Genomic DNA, 18,356 nt, shown 5'->3' on the forward strand with positions numbered 1-18,356 from the left:
CTGCTAGGGAACGAGAAATAGCTTTCCCGTGTAGGGGCACCTCACCTCCGAACCGGAGGGAAGACCTCGGACATCGACGTAGCCCATATCGGGTGCGTGGGGGCTGGTAACGAATCCCAGTTTGTCGGGAACCGGCACGCCGGACGGCAGGTCCTTCGCGGCGCGAGCCGGGGGAGGATTGGCAGGCACCTCCGTGGTGTCGGCAGGGGTAATCCGAGCGGTAATCAATGTGTAGAGAACGTGCTCGCCCTCCCGGCCTTCGGTCGCCTTGCCGCCGGGGAAGGCCGTCATGGATGGAGAGTCGGCATGCGAAAGGCCGCCCAAGACGATCGTTTCACCAGACCGGAGAACGGCCGTAGTCTGCATTTCCCGAGTGCGAAATACCGGCATGTTGATCGCCCCCGAGGTGTTGGCGGCAGGCCGCATAGCAGCTTGAATGGTATCTTCCTTGGGATCGGAGATTTTGGGCTTTGCACCTGCGTAGTCGACAAGGCCAAGCAGTTCCACCATGCGAGGCTTGAGGTTCAGGATGATCCGTTCGTCGTCCGCAACGAAAGGCTCGACCTCAAGAGTCAGGCCGACCGGCTCGCTCACAAATGCATTCGGGCTGGGCGGAGTCTGGTTGTCTGCTGGTGGGGAAAATTCCGACGGATAACGAAATTCGCGCACCACCTGAATGACGGCGCGCTGGCCGCTGCGAGTCGTGACTTTTGGCGAGGATGCAAGGTCTACGCCTTGGGCCTGGCTGAGGCTTTCGATGAGTTTCTCAAATGCTTCTTTCTTCAGAATGCTCTGAAATTGTCCAGGTGTGTTGCCGAAAAACTTCTCAGCGAGAGCCGGGGTCATTTCGATAAATTTCGCCCCGATTTCCACCCGGGACCCGGCATGGGAGGCGGCGGCCGGAGTTCCTTGTGGCGACTGGGATTTGGCGCTTGGTGAAAGCAGGGCCATCGCGCAGGTTCCCAAGGCTACAGCGATCACCACAGACCACCATCCGCGGGGATTAGCCAACGCGAGATGCCGGATTCTCCGCGTCAGCCCGCGACGCGACTCCGCCATGCCGGTGCGCATATACCAGTGATCCGATGGCAGGGACGCGATGCGCAGGATGGCCTCACCGTAGTCCTCAGCGCGGGATCTCTCGTGAGAGAGCACCCATTCGTCGCAGGCCATCTCCATGTCAACCCGGCTCGTGCGCTCGGCCAGCCACATGAGCGGATTGAACCAGTGCAGCGCCCGGACGACTTGAAAGCACCAGGACCAAAGCATGTCTCCACGGCAGATATGGCCCTTTTCGTGCAAAAGGATCCAACGGAGGCTGGCCGGATCCAACCGGTCGGCCCAGCCGAGGGGTAGCAGGATCACCGGAGAAAAAAGACCGCACATCGCGGGACTGTGTATGAGATCCGATTCCCGGATCGATGTCCGGCGAGGCAGCGTAATGTCGGGAAGCGCACCGGTGACCGGAGTGCTTCGGTGAACGATCTGGAGCGTGCGCAGCCAGCGGACAGACGCAGCCGTGAACAGGCAAAACGCTCCGGTCGCCCAGATGATGAATACCCATGGAACCACCGGGGCAGGCGTCGACGCAGGAGCGGACGTCGGAAGCGCGTCGTGGGAGGAGGGCAGAAAAACCGTGGCCACCACGGGCGGCAAATCATCGACCCTCGGCAGGACACCGGCAGGCGAGGGGAAGAGGGAAGGAATCACGAACGCTACCAGCGGAAATATCCACAGGACAAATGCCGCTCGTGCTCCGAGAAGCTTTCTTGCCCAGGGAATAAAGGCCAATGCAAGCACAAGGGATGCCGTCCCTGCCACCGACGTCGTTCCGAGCCAATGCAGGAACATGCTCACGGTTCGTCCACCTCCCGCATGGTGATGAAAATAAACTGCGCGTTCGTTTTCTCCGTGGCCGGTGCGCTGTAAAACACGATCTGCCCGCGCGTCACCGTCAGATCGCTCTTGAACTCATTGCTCTGAAACGCGGGCTGCCAGACAGATCTGCCCGGAGCTTCCGGGTCGGGACAGTCAATAAACCCCTCGAGGCTCTTGAGCTTGATGGTGAGGGAGAGATTGATAACGCCGTCACCGAGCTCCGGCACAAATTCCATGATCGTTCCCACCGGGGCGCTTTCAAACGCCGTGGGAACCGAGTTGGCGTTTTTCGAAGCGGAATATTCCGTCGGATATTGAAAATCCCGTACGTTCTGCACCGACGCCATCTTTCCGCTTAAAGCAATAACGCGCGTCGTGCTCGCCACTGTCGCGCCAACTCGTTTGAGGAGATCGAGGGCTTTTGCCGCCTGTTCCGGCGACAGGACTGCGGTGACACCAGAGGGTTTATCAGAGGTAATAGGAAATTCGATCGGTTCGAGACCTTCAGCCTGGCTCTTGGTCGCGCTCAAGGTGCGTACCTCGATTTCCACCATCTTGAGCGGATCGACCGCACCCGGGTAAGCAACACCCAACCCGGCAAGGAGGCACACCGTGCAGATTAAGAGCCTACTTTGCATCGCTTCGTCTCCCCTTCCGCTTAAGGATGTCCCGCAGCGTATCGATTTCCTCGGGCGAGAGATCCTGGGTTTCGCAGAAGTGGGCGAGCATGGGCGCGACGGCTCCGCCGAAGACGCGCTTGAGGAAGGATTCGCTTTCCTGCCGCACGCATTGCTCCTTGGGAATCCCGGCGTGATAGCGGAAGGCCCGGCCATCGGGGCGGGCGGCGAGGACGCCTTTGGCCACGAGCCTCGCGAGGAAGGTGTTGATCGTCTTTTGCTTCCAGTGCGTCCGGCTGGCGAGGCGATCCGCGATGTCCGCAGCGGTGAGCCCTTCCTCGGCCCAAACCTCGGAGGCGACCAGCCACTCGCTGTCGGAAATGGAGGGAATTTCAGAACTCATCGAGTTGCGGGGAGTTCTAGTCCTACAAATGTAGTCCGGTCAAGGCATAATATGTCTCATAAGACAAAAAGCTTAGGAAACGCTCAGTGGAGGAGACTAAGCTTTCACCGAGCGCAGGCCGAGGTTGTCAAAGATGCGGCGGGTGGCGTCGGAGCGGTTGAGCGTGTAGAAATGGATGCCGCGTACGTTGTTTTCCAGCAGGTCGGCGCATTGCTCGGTGGCGTAGTGGACGCCTATGCGTTCGACCGCGGCGGGATCGTTCTGGCCGCGCTGGAGGGCGCGGAGGAGCTTGGCGGGAAATCGTGCTCCGGCGGCGAGCTCTGCCATGCGGCGCATGCCACCGAGCGAGGTGATCGGCATGATGCCCGCGATGATGGGGATGTTGATCCCGGCCAGCGAGCAGCGGTCGCGGAAGTCGAGGAAGTCGCGGTTGTCGAAGAAAAGCTGGGTGACGATGTAGTTGGCCCCGGCGTCGACCTTGGCCTTCAGGTAGTCCATCTCCAGGAGGCGGTTGGGCGTGGCGGGATGGCCCTCGGGGAATCCGGCGACGCCGATGCCGAAGCCGCGCGGGTCGGCGTGTTTGCCGCTGGCGTTGAACCGCGAGATGAAGCCGACGAGATCGGCGGCGTGCTGAAAGGCGTCCCTGGAGCGATCGTAGCCTTCGCGCACCGGGGGATCCCCGGCGAGGGCGAGGATGTTGCCCACGCCCTCCTCGGCGTAGCGGGCGAGGATGCTCTCGATCTCGGCCTCCGTGTGGCACACGCAGGTGAGGTGCGGCACAGGGTTGAGCGAGGTCGTGCGCTTGATGCGCAGCACGAGGTCATGCGTGAGGTCGCGGGTGGAGCCGCCTGCGCCGTAGGTGACGCTGACAAAGTCCGGGCGGTACGCCTCCAGCTCGCGAATGGTTTGGTACAGATTCTCCGAGGCCTCGGGAGTTTTCGGGGGGAAAAACTCAAAGGAGAACGTGGTCTCGGATTCGCGCAGGGTGTCCTCGATATGCATGACGGGCCGGAAAGAATCACCTGTCGGCGGCAAATTGGCAACAATCCGTGTTTCCGGAGGGGTGGTTTTGGCACAAATTTCCCCCATGGCCGCCCTCAACGACGCGCAAAAAGCCTCCCGGGACCAGTTTCAGAAGCAGAGCGCCCGGTATGGGAAATCCCACATCCTGGCCAATGTCGAGGACGTGGCGGCGCTGCTCGATGGGGTGAGCTTTCCCGCTGGCGCGCGAGCCCTGGATGTGGCGACGGGCGGTGGGCATACGGCGCTGTACCTGGCTGGGCGGGGGCTTTCGGTCACCGCCAGCGACATCACGCCCGCCATGCTGGAAAATACGGCAAAGCTCGCGGCGGAGCGCGGCCTTTCCATCGAGACGGTGCTGCACGAGGCGGAGAGGTTTCCCTATCAGGATGCCGCTTTTGACGTGGTGACGTGTCGCGTGGCGGCGCATCATTTCAGCGATCCGAGGCAGTTCGTGGCCGAGGCCGTGCGGGTGCTCAAGCCGGGCGGCTACCTCATGGTGATCGACGGCAGCGTGCCGGATGGCGAACCCGAGGCTGAGGAGTGGCTGCATCAGGTGGAAAAGCTGCGCGATCCGAGCCACGGGCGATTCATTGCTCCGGCGGTGTGGGCGCGATGGGTGCGCGAAAGCGGGTTGGAGCTTGTGGAGTGCGCCACGACGCCGTTCAAGCAGCCCGACCTGGAGTGGTATTTCCAGACCGCCGCGACCTCGGAGGAGAACCGGGCCAGGGTGATGGCCTTGGTCGAGTCCGCGCCGGAATCCGTCCGCCGCGCCTTTCGCCTCGCGGTGGAGGACGGCAAGGTCGTCTGGTGGTGGCCGCGCCTCGGGCTGCTGGCAAGAAAGCCGTAGGGGTGGCGTCCCGCCGCCCCTACGAGTTATCAACTTTCGCCGATCTCGTCGTTGACGGTTTCCTCGAGGATGTCGGCCACGCGCTGCACAACGCGCATGTAGCGGACGCCGTCGGTGAAGTCCGGGCGCGGGCGCGCTCCGGCGGAATCACGCACGGCATCGATGAAATCCGCCTCGACCGTCCAGCCGCCCAGGAGTTCCTGCGGGATTGGCAATATCTCGGGCTCCTTGCCCGGTCGCTGAAGCGAGATGCGGTCGGCGAGGTAGTCGTAAAACAGCGTCCCAGTCGTGCCCGCAATCTCCAGGCGCTCGACCGGCTCCTGCGTATAGACGCCGCTGAATTCCAGCGTGCCGGTGAAACCCGCCGCGCCTTCGATTTTGACCCGGAGCGCATCAGGAATCGAGATGCGGTAGCCGTGGCGTTCGCGCACATCGAAGCGGCCAATGGCGCGGATCGGTGTGAAATCTCCCAGCCAGCGCTGGATCACTTCGGTGTGAATGCCGAGCGTGAGGATGTTGAGCCCGCTGATCTCGCGGCGCTGGCGCCAGTGGGCGGGTTTCTCGCGATCCGAGAAGGCCCCGTTCAGGCTCAGCAGGTGAATGTTGCGGACATCGCCGATGACCTTTTCCCCGAGCAGTTCCCGGATGAAGCGGTCGCCCGTCAGCCCATGCGGCGGCGGGCAGAGCATGGTGACGCGATCCGGTCGCTCGGAGGCGGCGGCGTGCATGCGTTCGGCCTCGGCCAGATCGCGAGCCATGCGCGCCTGGCAAAACACGTGCTTGCCGTGGTGCAGGGCGGCGATGGTGGCGGGTTCGTGCAGATAAGGTGTCGCGCCGATCCAGACGATGTCGACATCGGGGTGGGCGACCACCTCCTGCCAGCTCCCGAGCGGCTTCGCTCCGGGCGCGTGTTCCTGGCAAAAACGTTCTGAACTCTCCAGCGTCGAGTTCGCGACGACCGCGAACTCGACACCCGGAATGTTTTTCAGCCCCGGCAGGTGTCGTTGGAGAACGATACCGCCTGCCCCAACGAACCCTACTCGAAGCGTATTCATGATTTTTAACTTAGCAACTGACGCAGGACGAACGGCAGGATGCCGCCATGGCGATAGTAGTCGACCTCGATCGGAGTGTCGATGCGCAGCTTGACCACCTGATCGACGACCGAGCCGTCCTTGCGGGTGATGCGGAGCGTCACGTCCTGGCGAGGCTGGATCTCATCCGACAGGCCGAGAACGTCGTAGGACTCCGTGCCGTCGAGGCTGAGCGTCTGGGCGTTCACGCCTTCCGGGAACTGGAGCGGGAGCACGCCCATGCCGCAGAGGTTGCTGCGGTGGATGCGCTCAAAGCTTTGCGCCACCACGACCTTGACGCCGAGGAGGTTCGTGCCCTTCGCGGCCCAGTCGCGGCTGGAGCCCGTGCCGTATTCCTGACCGGCGATGATGATGAGCGGGGTGCCTTCCTTTTTGTACGCCATGCAGGCGTCGTAGATGAAGGTCGGCTTGCCGCCCTTGTCGGTGGTCATCTCCTTGTCCGGAGCCGGGACGTCGCCCTGGCCGAAGTAAACCGTGTAGCCACCCTCCACGCCCGGGAGCATGAGGTTCTTGATGCGCACGTTGGCAAAGGTGCCGCGCGTCATCACGAGGTCATTGCCTCGGCGGGAGCCGTAGCTGTTGAAGTCCTCGACGGCGACGCCGTTTTCCAGCAGGAACTTGCCAGCCGGGCTAGTCTTCTTGATCGCGCCAGCGGGCGAGATGTGATCGGTCGTCACGCTGTCGCCGAAGATGCCCAGCGGGCGGGCTCCGGAGATGCCCGAGATCGTTCCTGCCTCCATCGAGAAGTCGGCGAAGAACGGCGGCTCCTGGATGTACGTGCTGGAGCGGTTCCACTGGTAAACGTCACCGGTGGAGGAGGGGACTTCGTTCCACTTCGGGTTCTGCTCGGCGAAGTCGGTGTAAAGCTTGCGGTACACCTCGGGCTTGAGCGCGGCGGCCATGGCGGAGCGAATCTCCTCCTGTGTCGGCCAGATGTCCTTGAGGTACACGTCTTGTCCATCCGTGCCCTTGCCGATGGCGTCCTGGCTCAGGTCGATGTCGACCGTGCCTGCGAGGGCGAAGGCCACGACGAGCGGCGGGGACATGAGGAAGTTCGCACGGATGTTCTGGTGCACGCGGGCTTCGAAGTTGCGATTGCCCGAGAGCACGCTGGCGGCGACGAGGTCGTTCTTCGTGATGGCGTCTTCCAGCGCCGGATGGAGCGGGCCGGAGTTGCCGATACAGGTCGTGCAGCCGTAGCCGACGGTCTGGAAGCCGAGCTTGTCAAAGTACGGCTGAAGGCCAGTCTTTTCGAGGTAATCGGTCACCACGCGGGAGCCAGGCCCGAGCGAGGTCTTCACGGCGGGGTTCACCTTGAGGCCCTTTTCGACGGCCTTCTTGGCAAGCAGACCCGCGCCGAGCATTACGCTGGGGTTGCTGGTGTTTGTACAGCTCGTGATGGCGGCGATGAGCACGCTGCCGTTGCCGATGGCGGTATCCGCCGTCTTGTAGGGCGACGGGAATTTCGAGATGTCGTCGCCGGTCGGGCGATTCTCAACCATCTCCTCCTTGTTGCGGGCTTCGCCTTCCTTGAGGTGGTTGGTCGTGGAGTCGGTCGAGGGCAGGTCATCGGAATCGCCGTTTCCATGGCCGTTGATGTGCACGGGCACCGCGAGCTTGAGGTCCGCGGCGGATTTGCCGTAGCCGCCTTCGGTGAGGGGCTTGGTGAAGAGATTCTCAAACGTGCTGCCGAGTTCGCTGAGGTTGATGCGATCCTGCGGGCGCTTCGGGCCGGCCACGCCGGGAACGATGGTGCCGAGGTCGAGATCGAGTTCGACGGTGTAGTCGACCTCGCCCTTGCGCGGGATACCCCACAGGCCCTGGGCCTTGTAGTAGTTCTCGAACGCAGCGCAGTTCTCCTCCGAGCGGCCGGTGCCGCGCAGGTAGGCGAGCGTCTCCTCGTCGACGCCGAAGAAGCCCATCGTGGCGCCGTATTCCGGGGCCATGTTGGCGATGGTGGCGCGGTCGGTCACGCTGAGCGCGGCCGCACCCTCGCCGAAGAACTCGACGAACTTGCCGACCACCTTCTGCTTGCGGAGCATCTCGGTTACGCGGAGCACGAGGTCGGTCGCGGTGACGCCTTCTTTCAAGGTGCCGGTGAGGTTCACGCCGACGACTTCCGGGGTGAGGAAGTAAACGGGCTGGCCGAGCATGCCGGCCTCGGCCTCGATGCCGCCCACGCCCCAGCCAACGACGCCCAGGCCGTTGATCATGGTGGTGTGCGAGTCAGTGCCCACGAGCGTGTCGGGGTAGTAGACGGTGCCCTTGTCGCTCTTCGCGCTCAGGACGCCCTTGGCGAGATACTCGAGGTTGACCTGGTGAACGATGCCGATGCCCGGAGGCACGACGCCGAAGGTCTCAAAGGCCTGCTGGCCCCACTTGAGAAATTCATAACGCTCGCGGTTGCGCTGAAACTCGAGCGCGAGGTTCATCTGGAGCGCCTGGGCGGAACCGAAGAAATCCACTTGCACGGAGTGGTCAACCACGAGGTCGACGGGCACGAGGGGCTCGATGATCTTGGGATTGCCGCCCTTGAGGGAGACGGCGCTGCGCATGGCGGCGAGGTCGACGAGTAGCGGTACGCCGGTGAAGTCCTGCAGGACGATACGGGCGACGACGAAGGGGATTTCCTCCGGGGCCGGGGCCTTGGCGTTCCAGTTGGCCAGGGTGACGACGTCCTTGTCGGTCACTTTTTTGCCATCGCAGTTGCGCAGCACGGATTCGAGCACGATGCGGATGCTGACCGGCAGGCGGGAGATTTTGCCGATGCCCTGCTCTTCGAGGGCGGGGAGCGAGTAGAGGAGGCCGGTCTTACCGTTGCCTGCGTCGAAGGTACGCTGCGTGTCTGAGATCATAGTTTGGTGGTTATAGAAGATAAAATAAAGCGTCGCGCCAGCAATTTATGCAGGCAAATGGACGGCGGAGGAAACCCATGCCAGCAAACGACATGCCAACCGGCGGATATTCCCGTGATTGACGGGCGATACGCAAGCGGGCAAAACGTCCCTTCACCGCATGGTTTTATTTTTTCTCCGCCACGCAGAGGCCGAACGAGACGCCGAGACGGACTTTGCCCGCAAGCTGACCTCCAAGGGGGTCGATCAGGCAGAAAAAGCGGGTAAATTCCTGCTGCGGCTCGGTATCGTGCCGGATGTGATCCTGACCAGCCCTCTCGTCCGCGCCCGCCAGACGGCGAAGATCGTGGCCGACCGTCTCGGCGACATCGAGGCGACCGAGGTGCCGTGGCTGGCGGCCGGCATGGCTCCCGAGACCTACCTGCGCGAGATCCAGGAGTATTCCAAAAACGAGTCCGTGATGGTCGTGGGCCACGAGCCGGATTTCAGCGAAACCATCGCCTACCTGCTCGGGCTGCCCGATCCCGACGCCTTGAAAATCCGCAAGACCACGCTGACCGCCGTTCAGATCGGCCAGATCAACCCCGGCAAGGGACAGCTCCAGTTTCTCGTTCCCGCCCGCCTGATGTAACCCTTTCCCCATGAAACCCGAGATCATCCACTCCACCAACTTCGTCGCAGACGCCGTCAACCTGATCCGCGCGGAGGCCGCCGCCGCCATCGCCGCACGCGGCGTTTTCCGCATCGCCCTGAGCGGCGGCAACACCCCGCGCCCGGTTTACGAGGCGCTCCTGAAGGAACAGACCGACTGGTCGAAATGGGTCTTCACCTTCGGCGACGAACGCTGCGTCCCGCCGACCGACGAGCAGAGCAACTACCGCATGGCCCGACTGGCGTTGTTTGACCACATCGCGATCCCGGCAGAGAACATCCTGCGCATCCGCGCCGAGGCCGAGCCCGATGTGGCTGCCTCGGAATATGAGGCAACCCTCCGCCAGCACGCCGCCGGGGAGGACTACTACCGCCACGACCTGCTCCTGCTCGGCATGGGCGACGACGGACACACCGCCTCGCTGTTCCCGGGCACCGAGGCGCTCAAGATCACGGATCGCTGGGTGGTTGCGAATTTCGTGCCGAAGTTCGACACGCATCGCATCACTTTCACCTATCCGCTTCTCGACGCCTCGCGCCACGTCTGCTTCCTCGTGAACAGCAAGGGCAAGGACGCCGTGCTCGACGAGGTCTTCAGCGGCACATCGCACTATCCGAGCGCCGCGGTGAATCCGACCGACGGCAAGCTCACCTGGCTGCTGGGGGCGTAGCCTCCTCGGTCAACCCCTCCCAGATCTCGGTTCCATCCTGCTTCGGCGCGGGCCACCCCGCGCCGCAATGCTCGCAGGTTTCCCGCTCCACCGAGCGCTTCCGGCTGCACGATGGACAGGCGAGGCGTCGCGGCCAGTCGTTGGCGATCCAGAAAGCGAGCAGTCCGAAGACTCCGAAAAAGAAGGCAAACACGGTCCACGCGAGGCGCTGCCCGGCGAACTGGTCGCGCTTCAGCGGGATTTGAATTAAGGCCGCGCAAAGAAGGCCAACCGCAGCTGCGGCCAGCCAGCGAAGCATTTCCAAGGGTTTTTCCGCTGCATTCCATTCGGTTACCATGCGGTAATATCCGTTCTCGACGAATTGCAGGGCCTGGGTGATCCCGGCGCCCAGAAGTCTCGCGCCCAAAGGCGTGAGCGCTTCGCCAAGCCATTTTGAGATGGATTGAGGCGGACTGTTATACAGCAAGGGAAGAGTTTGCTGGCGGGTGATTTTTCCGTCCGGCGAAGCGACGGCAAGCTCGATGCCCTGTGGGAAGCGTCCCCTGATAAATAGGGTGTAGTTTCCGCTCTCTGGCCGATAAAACTCAACACCTGTGATTTTATTCGGAGCAACGGGCAAGGCAATACGAGCCCTGGGGCCCGATTTTGTGACGACTTGAATGGCCTGATTCGAGCCAATGGCATATTCTTCCTGCGCTCCCTCTTTTTTCGGTTTCGGGAGACGAGCGGCGGAGATGATCTGCTCCCCAGGTGCCGCCGCGTAGATTTTCTTTACGGAACGAGCATCAAGATCCGGAATATACACTCCGTCCCGGTCACCAATGACTGTTGATTTGTAAGCGCTGAAGCCCGGATGGAATCGTCCCGCCTGTCCGGTGTTGTCGATCGGCGCGTATCCATTGGGACCAAGGACTCCCAGCGGCATTTTTGTTTCCGTGGAATAGACCCGGAAGATTCCCAAATCGTTAATATAATACCAGGCGAACGGAGCAGTCCGGTTGCTTGACTCGTAAGTAAAATAAGCGCGTGGGCTGCGAAAGTCGCGGAATCCATCCGGTGTGGCGTAATAGAGCATCGTCGGAAAGAGGAAGTCGGCCCATTCGAAAGCCCTTTTCTCCGGCTTGATTTGCTTGCCGTCGAGTGTTTCGACTTTTTCGTACCAGTTCGACCGCGTGGTGATCCGGACTACCTCGCCATTCTGGTCTACCCCATATCGTTGATAACTGAGAGGTTGAGGCGGAAACAGCATCATCCATCCCAAGGACAAGACCATGTCGGCGACGAGCAGGCCAAGAAGGTAGACGGAAAGTATACCGCACTTTCCAACTACTGACATTCTACGAAACAAGCCGCTCGCGGCATGAGCGCTGGCTGCGGCGATGATCATGCTCGTCAGGACGATGATAGGTCCAATCAAAGCGGGCGACAGAATGATTGTATTGGCAAACGTCGATCCCAGCAGCGCCGCCGCGAGTGGCAAAACCTTCCGTCCATACCATCGCCCGGGGAGGATGCTGATAAGCAAAGCGGCATAATAATACGAGAGTCCTGCGAGGAGATTGACTGATCCCGGAAGGATCTGCCTGATGTCAAACGGCGCGGCGATGCTGCCGGGTAGGGAAAGCCAGTAAGCCGACGCTGCCAGTGGCAGCCCGCCCGCCACGAGATACAGAGCGGTTCCCGGCAGGGCCTTGCCCCAGAAGACCTGGAGACGGGTAACGGGGCGGTGCAGGAGAAACGCCCATTGATCCCGGCGAAGCTCGGTCAGGATTTGGAGAAAACCCAGGGCCAGGGCAATGACGGGAAACCCGAACGCTGTGACGGTGAGGAACTGCTCGTTTTGAAGCCCTGCCCATGAGCTATCAACCGAGTCTCCACCTTGTCGCAGGGCGTAGACCATCGCGACAGCGATGGCCGCCATCGCCAGCAGGCCCCATTTCAGGTTCTCCCGCCATTCTTTCCAAAACAATGCCTTCATTTTACGTCCTCCAGATCTTTGGTGAAAAAGCTCTTCGCGCCGCGCTCGCCGACATAAGTCACGAATGCGTCCTCCAGGCTAAGCGGAACCTCCTCGATACGATTTCCCGTCAGTACCTGAATGCGCTGGATCTCGGCAGGGCCGATATTGGCAAAGGTCAGACTCGTTTCCGTATCTGTGCGGAAGGTTTGCAGAAGGCCGGGCAAGTCGGGCAGGGGAGGTTCGTTGCCGTCATGCCGGATGACAAACTGGCGGACATGCTGGCGAAAGGTCTCCAGCTTGCAGGATGCTCGCAGCGTTCCGAGATCGAGCACCGCGATTTCGTCCGCCACGCGCTCGACGTCGGAGAGAAGATGCGAGGAAAAGAGGATGGTGCGGTCGGTCGTTCGCGTGACGTAGAGCATCGACTGGATGAGGCTGCGGCGAGCCACGGGATCAAGGCCAAGCGCAGGATCGTCGAGGATGAGGAGTTCCGGCTCCGGCGCGAGCACGAGCGCCAGGCAGAGCCCCGCGCGCTGGCCGCGCGAGAGATTGCCCGCCCTGCCTTTCCGGTCGAGACGGAAGTGGGATAGGACGGCCTCAAAGATGCTTGCGTTCCAGTGTTTATAAAACGCGGCTTGAAACTTTCCGCACTCCTCGATGGTCATCCAGCCGTAGACGTGGTGCCCCTCCGGGAGATAGCCAATACGGGCGCGATCATCAGGTGATAGGTTCCAGCAGTCTTTCCCAAGCACCTGGGCGGACCCGCGCGAAGGTTCGACCAGACCGAGAAGCATGCGGATCGTCGTGCTTTTCCCGGCGCCATTGCGCCCGAGGAAGCCGAAGATGCTGCCTTTCGGCACCTTGAGATTGAGTTCGGAGACCACGCAGGTCTTGCCGAAGTATTTCGTGAGTCCCTGGGTTTCGATCACGTATTCGCTCATGGCTTTGGGGAATGGGTGAAGTAGTCGGTTCCGGCCTCCTCCAGACGACGGAGGATTTCGGCGAGAGGGATGTCGAGAAATGCCGTTTCATCGAAAAACCGCTTCATCGCGCAGGACAGCCTGCGAAGCCGTTCTTCCTCGGAGTAAATCTGGCGACGCGCGGCGATGAAGACGCCGCGCCCTGCATGCGACGCCACCAATCCCTCGGCTGTGAGTTCGGAGTAGGCCCGGGCGACGGTGTTGGGATTGACGGTGAGTTGCTCGGCCAATGCACGCACGGATGGGAGCTGATCGCCCTCCTTGAGGGTTCCCGTCGCAATCCACCTCCGGATTTGTCCCTCGATCTGCTCGTAGATCGGCTGGGGCGAGCCGGGGGTGATGTCAAACCGAAGCGACATAAGTGTATTAATGCAAATAATACAGTTGAGGTCAAGAGATCGCTTTTTGACGGTATGTCAGGGTCCCCGCAGCACTCTTGCCGGATGCAACTCCTTTGCTAGACTCGTGTTGTGAAGGCACTCTTCCTGACCAACGAGTATCCGCCCCACATCTACGGTGGAGCAGGTGTCCATGTGCAGTACCTCAGCCGCGAACTGGCCAAGCTGATGCCGGTGGATGTGAGATGTTTCGGTGACCAGAACCAGGTTTCCGGAAATCTGTCGGCGCTCGGGTACGGGCTTGTTTCCGATGCCTACACGTGTCCCAAGCCGCTGAAGTCGGTCTTTGGGGCCTTGCAGCGGTGCATTGATTTCAACACGACCAACATCGACGCCGATGTCGTCCATTGCCACACGTGGTACGCGCATTTTGGCGGCATCCTGGCGAAGCTCAACTACGGCATCCCGCTCGTCGTGACGGTTCATTCTCTGGAACCGCTCCGCCCCTGGAAGCGCGAGCAGCTCGGCGGCGGCTATGACTTCACCTGCTGGCTGGAGCGCACCACGCTGGAGATGGCCGATGCGGTGATCGCGGTTTCTGAGGAAACCAAGCGTGATGTGAACAAGCTCTTCCACATCGCCCCCGAAAAGATGCACGTCATCTACAACGGCATCGACCTCGACGAATATCGCCCGGTCACGAGCAAGAACGCGCTGAAGCGTTTTGGGATCAATCCTGTCGAGCCGTACATCCTTTTCGTCGGTCGCATCACGCGGCAGAAGGGTATCATTCATCTCGTCAACGCGATCCGCCATATGAACCCGGGCTTTCAGGTCGTCCTCTGTGCCGGAGCCCCCGATACGGCGGAGATCGCCACCGAGATGAAAAACGCCGTCAGCGCGGCGCAGCGTGCACGCCCTGGCGTGATCTGGATCGAGGAGATGGTCGATACCAAGAGCAAGGTCGAGCTCTACAGCAACGCGGCGGCATTTGTCTGCCCGTCGATCTACGAGCCGTTCGGCATCATCAACCTCGAGGCCATGGCCTGCGGCACCCCGGTGGTCGCCAGCAATGTCGGCGGCATCAAGGAAGTGGTAATACATGGCGAGACCGGCTTCCTCGTTTCGCTCGACCAGATGAAGGAGAGTCCGTTTGAGGCGACGAATCCCGATCGCTTCTCGCGTGATCTCGCGGGCCGGGTGAATGAATTGATGAGTGATCCGGCCAAGCGCAAGGCCTTCGGAGCCGCCGGACGCCGTCGGGTGGAGGAAAAATTTGGATGGTCTGCCATTGCGCGACAGACCGCCGACCTGTACGAGACTCTCGTCACAAAGTAAAAATCGGGTGAAATTCGTCGATCAAGTTCGTATCCATGCCAAGGCTGGCGATGGCGGCAACGGGTGTTGCAGCTTTCGCCGCGAGAAGTTCGTGCCCCGGGGCGGTCCGGATGGAGGCGACGGCGGAAAGGGCGGCAGCATCATCCTGGAGGCCGATGTCCACACGGACAACCTCGTCTCCCTGTACTATGAGCCCAACATCCGCGCCAAGCGCGGCGCGCACGGCCAGGGCAAGGACAAGCATGGCCGCAGCGCCGAGGATCATATCGTGCGTGTGCCCGTCGGAACGATCATCTACCGCCTGCCGGATCAGGTGCCCGCGCCGACAGATATCCCGCTCTACGAAGACCTGGAGGCCTCGGAGGAGCCCGTAAAGAAGAGCCATCTCGACCTGCGCACGATGGAACCCGTGGCGGATCTTTCAGAACCCGGCCAGCGGTTTGTCCTCTGTGCCGGAGGAGACGGCGGCAAGGGCAATTCGCATTTCAAGACCTCGACGAATCGCGCCCCGCGCCGCACGACCGACGGCTGGCCCGGCGAGGAGGGGTGGTTCGCGCTGGAACTGCGCACGATCGCCGATGTCGGCCTCGTGGGCTATCCCAACGCGGGCAAGAGCACGCTGCTCGGCAAGATTTCCGCCGCTCATCCGCGGGTGGCTCCTTATCCTTTCACAACTCTGAACCCCGTGGTCGGCGTGGTCGATCTCAATGGCTACCAGCGTCTCACCGTCGCGGACATCCCAGGCTTGATCGAGGGCGCGCATGAGAACAAGGGGCTTGGCCACGAGTTCCTGCGCCACATCGTGCGCTGCCAGTTGCTTTTATTCGTACTCGATACCGCAGGCAGCGAGGGCCGCGATCCGGTCGAGGATTTCCAGACGCTTCGGCAGGAGTTGAAACTTTACGATCCCAACCTCGCAGCCAAACCGTGGGCGGTCATCGCCAACAAGGTCGATCTGCCCGAGGCCAAGGAAAACCTGAAGCGCCTCAAGTCCAAGGTCCGCAAGGTGAAGATTATCCCAATGAGCGCCCAGGAGGGCGAGGGGATTGACGAGTTGCGGAAGCTGCTTGAGGAGCTGGCGTCTTCGCCTGCCGTTTAATGCGATAGGTCAGGAAGCACTCGCCGCCGAGGACTTCCTGGCTGGACAGCTTGAAACGCACCAGATGAGGGAGGAATTCGCCGGGGAGTCCGGTGAGCGTGGATGCCTCACGGCCTCCGAAGATCACCGGGGCCCAGGTGAGGTGCAGAGTGTCGACCAGATCCGCCTCCAGCAGGGAGCGGAATAACGTCGGCCCGCCCTCGCAGATCACCGAGCGGATTCGGTAGTCCGCCCGCAGGATGCGCATCATCTCCGCGAGATCGACCGACGTCTCAAAAAGCCATACGTCGGCCTTCGCAGCCAGCCACGACCGGACGCGCTCCGGCATGGCCTGGGTGGAGAAAATCACGATCGGAGCGCCTGCCTGAGTGAAAATTTTTGCTTTGGGATCAAATCGCCCGGATGCGCTCACGACGACTCGTAGCGGCTGGGGCGACTGGCCGCGTTTTTTGCGAGCGCGTTGCTGGGCGGGATCGCTTACGCCCATGGACATGTTGTCCGTAGTGAGTGTTCCCACGCCAACCATGACCGCGTCGGCCTCTGCGCGTATTTCGCGGAAGCGGCGTTTGTCGCTCTCCGATGTAAAGCCCGAGGCCGTTTTTTTCCGCGTCGAGACTTTGCCGTCTGCGGTGATGGCGAAGTTCACGGAGACCTTTAGCCTCGATGCTTTCACGCCGCGTCTTCGATGGTCTTTTCGACCTTCTCCACTTCCTGCTCCAATTCACGGATATGGATGCCGCCGACGGGTCGGAAAAGCATGTAAATGACTCCGCCGACAAGCCCCCAGAAGACAATCATCAGGAATCCCGTCATGGAGATCATCGCGGCGGTTCCTACTGGCGTATTGAACAACTCGGAGAAGACTTGCTGGAAGAGACCTTCACGCACGCCGAGGCCGGAAAGGCTCACCGGCAGCGAGGCGATCGTCATGATCGCGGGGAGAACCGCGAAGACATCGATCAAGCCATCAAACCCGCCGAACAGGCCGAACGCCCGTGCGGCAAAATAGAAGGCCAGGAACATCAGCAGATGCGAGGGAATGGAAATGCCAAACGTCGCCAGCAGTGTCTTTGGACTGCGGGCATAGGTGGAAAAAGCCGTGGCGAACTCGAGAATCTTCGCGTGGAGCGGAAGCCATGTGGGAAGCTTGTGCGCCAGGCGAAAGTAATCCACCAGAAAGCCACCTACGATAAATGTTAGGGAACCGCCGAGGATGATGCCCAGCGAACCCATGAGCGCCTGGGTGATCGGTTTGGAAAACAGGAGGTTAAACTCCAGCGTGCAGAGCGTGGCAGCAACCGCGACTAGGCCGAGAAGGCCCATCATGCGATCGACCAGCACACTCAGGAAGGCCGCGCTCTTGCGGTCCTTGGTCTCTTTCATGGCGTAGAAGATCTTCACGACATCGCCACCGGTGCCGCCCGGCAGGAAGAGGTTGAAAAACGCTCCAATGAGAAAGATGCGCATCGCCCGCCACCAACCCATGTGAATGTCCTGCGCGGCCAAAAGGATACGCCAGCGCTGGGTTTGCAGGGAAAAGGCGATGCCCACAGCCAGCGCCCCTGGGATCAGCCACAGAAAGTTCGCCGTGTGGAGGGCGGTCGCCATCTGGTCGCGCTTGGTGGGATCTCGGAAGATCCAGCACAGGAGCAGGACGGTAACGACGATTTGGAGGATGGTCAGGAGAGTGCGCTTCATCGGAGAGTGCGCCACCTTGCGGCGGCGGAGAGAATGTCTTCTTTGGCTGTTCTCGGATGAAGTTCAAAGACGAAAAGGCAATCCGGCGGAAGAAATTGCACGAGTTTCTCGAATGGGATCTCCCCGGTAAAGGGCGCGCGATGATCCTGGAACGGCCAGCCGACGTCGTGGACGTGGCAGCCCATCGTGCGCGGACCCATCTTCCGCAGCCAGTCGGAGTGATCCAGCAAGCCGAGGTTATGCTTGATCTGGGCATGGCCAAAATCATGCCAGTACATGGCATTGGGAGCGTCGAGTCGTTGCAGGAAGTTCACAAACTCATGCTCGGACGGCATGGCCTCGTAGTGCTCACGATTTTCGATGCCGAGGCGGATGCCCTTTTCCGAGGCATAGTCAGTGATCTCCATCAGGCAGTCCAGCGCCCGCTGGATGTAGGACTCGCCGACCTTCTCTCGCCGGAGAACCGCGCACAATTTCTCTTTGGAATAGCGACGGGTGAAGTTTCCTTCATTTTCCACGAGTTCCCGGAGGTGCCGGGTAAGCTTGAGCGTTTTGATTCGTCCCGTGTGCAGGACGACCACCTTTGCTCCGAAGCGTTCCGCCATGTCGATCGTTTGCAGGGTCAATCGGACCGCCCGCTTTCGATCTGTGAGCCGATGGGAGGTGAACTCATAGCAGTCGGGATTGTCGACCATCACCTCCGGGGGCAGGGGACAGAAGTTGTGCAGACTGGAAACCCGGAATCCCTCCTTCTCCTGAAACGACAGGATCTCGTGCACGGTATGCGCCTTCAGCCCATGTCCCAGCTCGATGGCATCGAATCCCATTTCGAGAATTTCGCGAACGATGCTTTCGCCGCTGCGATGCCGGTTCGAGTTCCATGCTGTCGAAAAGGAAAGCATGT

Annotated in this window: 17 protein-coding genes; 5 read left to right on the forward strand and 12 right to left on the reverse strand. The window is 61.3% G+C overall.

Annotated features, from left to right (window positions below; genetic code table 11):
* Positions 1-3: 3 nt before the first annotated feature.
* The 4 genes from TSACC_RS11555 to metF form a co-directional block, all read right to left on the reverse strand.
* Entirely contained in the window at positions 4-1,851 is a 1,848-nt protein-coding gene (locus TSACC_RS11555; RefSeq protein WP_075079438.1) for a M56 family metallopeptidase, read from the reverse strand.
* Between the two features lie 2 nt (positions 1,852-1,853).
* Positions 1,854-2,489, reverse strand: coding sequence for a secretin GspD/PilQ domain-containing protein (locus TSACC_RS11560; RefSeq protein ID WP_075079439.1), 636 nt, complete (start codon positions 2,487-2,489; stop codon positions 1,854-1,856).
* Between the two features lie 16 nt (positions 2,490-2,505).
* The gene (locus TSACC_RS11565) at positions 2,506-2,898 is read right to left on the reverse strand and encodes a BlaI/MecI/CopY family transcriptional regulator (RefSeq protein ID WP_075079440.1); all 393 of its coding nucleotides are present in this window, start codon (positions 2,896-2,898) and stop codon (positions 2,506-2,508) included.
* Between the two features lie 96 nt (positions 2,899-2,994).
* Positions 2,995-3,900 (reverse strand): methylenetetrahydrofolate reductase [NAD(P)H], encoded by a 906-nt coding sequence (metF, locus tag TSACC_RS11570; RefSeq protein WP_075079441.1) that lies wholly within the window; start codon positions 3,898-3,900, stop codon positions 2,995-2,997.
* An 85-nt stretch (positions 3,901-3,985) separates the two neighbouring features.
* Between metF and TSACC_RS11575 the strand changes: the two genes are divergently transcribed.
* On the forward strand, positions 3,986-4,768 hold the full coding sequence (locus tag TSACC_RS11575) for a class I SAM-dependent methyltransferase (protein ID WP_075079442.1): 783 nt from the start codon (positions 3,986-3,988) through the stop codon (positions 4,766-4,768).
* A gap of 29 nt (positions 4,769-4,797) precedes the next feature.
* On the opposite strand, the gene TSACC_RS11580 is transcribed toward TSACC_RS11575, so the two are convergent.
* On the reverse strand, positions 4,798-5,823 hold the full coding sequence (locus TSACC_RS11580) for a Gfo/Idh/MocA family protein (RefSeq protein WP_075079443.1): 1,026 nt from the start codon (positions 5,821-5,823) through the stop codon (positions 4,798-4,800).
* A 5-nt stretch (positions 5,824-5,828) separates the two neighbouring features.
* Positions 5,829-8,717: an aconitate hydratase gene (locus TSACC_RS11585; protein WP_075079444.1), complete on the reverse strand. Its 2,889-nt coding sequence runs from the start codon at positions 8,715-8,717 to the stop codon at positions 5,829-5,831.
* A gap of 160 nt (positions 8,718-8,877) precedes the next feature.
* Between TSACC_RS11585 and sixA the strand changes: the two genes are divergently transcribed.
* Both sixA and pgl read left to right on the forward strand, forming a co-directional pair.
* Positions 8,878-9,348 (forward strand): phosphohistidine phosphatase SixA, encoded by a 471-nt coding sequence (gene sixA / locus TSACC_RS11590; protein WP_075079445.1) that lies wholly within the window; start codon positions 8,878-8,880, stop codon positions 9,346-9,348.
* 10 nt (positions 9,349-9,358) lie between these two features.
* Entirely contained in the window at positions 9,359-10,039 is a 681-nt protein-coding gene (gene pgl / locus TSACC_RS11595) for a 6-phosphogluconolactonase (protein WP_075079446.1), read from the forward strand.
* On the opposite strand, the gene TSACC_RS11600 is transcribed toward pgl, so the two are convergent.
* Genes TSACC_RS11600 through TSACC_RS11610 form a run of 3 tightly spaced genes read right to left on the reverse strand, consistent with a single transcriptional unit; the run spans position 10,017 to position 13,338 of the window.
* Positions 10,017-12,017, reverse strand: a complete 2,001-nt coding sequence (locus TSACC_RS11600) for an ABC transporter permease (RefSeq protein ID WP_075079447.1) — start codon at positions 12,015-12,017, stop codon at positions 10,017-10,019. The two genes, pgl and TSACC_RS11600, sit on opposite strands and share 23 nt — an antisense overlap.
* The gene (locus TSACC_RS11605; protein ID WP_075079448.1) at positions 12,014-12,940 is read right to left on the reverse strand and encodes an ABC transporter ATP-binding protein; all 927 of its coding nucleotides are present in this window, start codon (positions 12,938-12,940) and stop codon (positions 12,014-12,016) included. The genes TSACC_RS11600 and TSACC_RS11605 overlap by 4 nt, the downstream gene beginning before the upstream one ends.
* On the reverse strand, positions 12,937-13,338 hold the full coding sequence (locus TSACC_RS11610; protein ID WP_075079449.1) for a GntR family transcriptional regulator: 402 nt from the start codon (positions 13,336-13,338) through the stop codon (positions 12,937-12,939). Before TSACC_RS11610 ends, TSACC_RS11605 begins: the two co-directional genes overlap by 4 nt.
* A gap of 111 nt (positions 13,339-13,449) precedes the next feature.
* Here TSACC_RS11610 and glgA point away from each other — a divergent pair, with 111 nt between their 5' ends.
* Positions 13,450-14,655 carry a glycogen synthase gene (glgA, locus tag TSACC_RS11615; RefSeq protein ID WP_075079450.1) on the forward strand — a complete coding sequence of 402 codons (1,206 nt, stop codon included), beginning with the start codon at positions 13,450-13,452 and terminating at the stop codon, positions 14,653-14,655.
* A 7-nt stretch (positions 14,656-14,662) separates the two neighbouring features.
* Positions 14,663-15,754: a GTPase ObgE gene (gene obgE / locus TSACC_RS11620; protein WP_075079451.1), complete on the forward strand. Its 1,092-nt coding sequence runs from the start codon at positions 14,663-14,665 to the stop codon at positions 15,752-15,754.
* Here the strand turns inward: obgE and TSACC_RS11625 are convergent.
* The 3 genes from TSACC_RS11625 to TSACC_RS11635 are packed head-to-tail and all read right to left on the reverse strand — an operon-like array spanning position 15,669 to position 18,354.
* Complete coding sequence (locus TSACC_RS11625) at positions 15,669-16,427, reverse strand: RibD family protein (RefSeq protein ID WP_075079452.1); 759 nt, start codon at positions 16,425-16,427, stop codon at positions 15,669-15,671. The genes obgE and TSACC_RS11625 overlap by 86 nt on opposite strands.
* Positions 16,424-17,452 (reverse strand): lysylphosphatidylglycerol synthase transmembrane domain-containing protein, encoded by a 1,029-nt coding sequence (locus TSACC_RS11630; RefSeq protein ID WP_075079453.1) that lies wholly within the window; start codon positions 17,450-17,452, stop codon positions 16,424-16,426. The genes TSACC_RS11625 and TSACC_RS11630 overlap by 4 nt, the downstream gene beginning before the upstream one ends.
* Positions 17,449-18,354: a sugar phosphate isomerase/epimerase family protein gene (locus TSACC_RS11635; protein WP_075079454.1), complete on the reverse strand. Its 906-nt coding sequence runs from the start codon at positions 18,352-18,354 to the stop codon at positions 17,449-17,451. Before TSACC_RS11635 ends, TSACC_RS11630 begins: the two co-directional genes overlap by 4 nt.
* Between the last annotated feature and the right edge of the window lie 2 nt (positions 18,355-18,356).

The organism is Terrimicrobium sacchariphilum (assembly GCF_001613545.1).
Lineage (GTDB): Bacteria > Verrucomicrobiota > Verrucomicrobiia > Chthoniobacterales > Terrimicrobiaceae > Terrimicrobium > Terrimicrobium sacchariphilum.

Bases quoted from the DNA above. Each gene is read 5' to 3' on its own strand.
- TSACC_RS11555 (WP_075079438.1), bottom strand. From the start codon at position 1,851: ATGTTCCTGCATTGGCTCGGAACGACGTCGGTGGCAGGGACGGCATCC.
- TSACC_RS11565 (WP_075079440.1), bottom strand. From the start codon at position 2,898: ATGAGTTCTGAAATTCCCTCCATTTCCGACAGCGAGTGGCTGGTCGCC.
- metF (WP_075079441.1), bottom strand. From the start codon at position 3,900: ATGCATATCGAGGACACCCTGCGCGAATCCGAGACCACGTTCTCCTTT.
- TSACC_RS11575 (WP_075079442.1), top strand. From the start codon at position 3,986: ATGGCCGCCCTCAACGACGCGCAAAAAGCCTCCCGGGACCAGTTTCAG.
- TSACC_RS11580 (WP_075079443.1), bottom strand. From the start codon at position 5,823: ATGAATACGCTTCGAGTAGGGTTCGTTGGGGCAGGCGGTATCGTTCTC.
- TSACC_RS11585 (WP_075079444.1), bottom strand. From the start codon at position 8,717: ATGATCTCAGACACGCAGCGTACCTTCGACGCAGGCAACGGTAAGACC.
- sixA (WP_075079445.1), top strand. From the start codon at position 8,878: ATGGTTTTATTTTTTCTCCGCCACGCAGAGGCCGAACGAGACGCCGAG.
- pgl (WP_075079446.1), top strand. From the start codon at position 9,359: ATGAAACCCGAGATCATCCACTCCACCAACTTCGTCGCAGACGCCGTC.
- TSACC_RS11600 (WP_075079447.1), bottom strand. From the start codon at position 12,017: ATGAAGGCATTGTTTTGGAAAGAATGGCGGGAGAACCTGAAATGGGGC.
- TSACC_RS11605 (WP_075079448.1), bottom strand. From the start codon at position 12,940: ATGAGCGAATACGTGATCGAAACCCAGGGACTCACGAAATACTTCGGC.
- TSACC_RS11610 (WP_075079449.1), bottom strand. From the start codon at position 13,338: ATGTCGCTTCGGTTTGACATCACCCCCGGCTCGCCCCAGCCGATCTAC.
- TSACC_RS11630 (WP_075079453.1), bottom strand. From the start codon at position 17,452: ATGAAGCGCACTCTCCTGACCATCCTCCAAATCGTCGTTACCGTCCTG.
- TSACC_RS11635 (WP_075079454.1), bottom strand. From the start codon at position 18,354: ATGCTTTCCTTTTCGACAGCATGGAACTCGAACCGGCATCGCAGCGGC.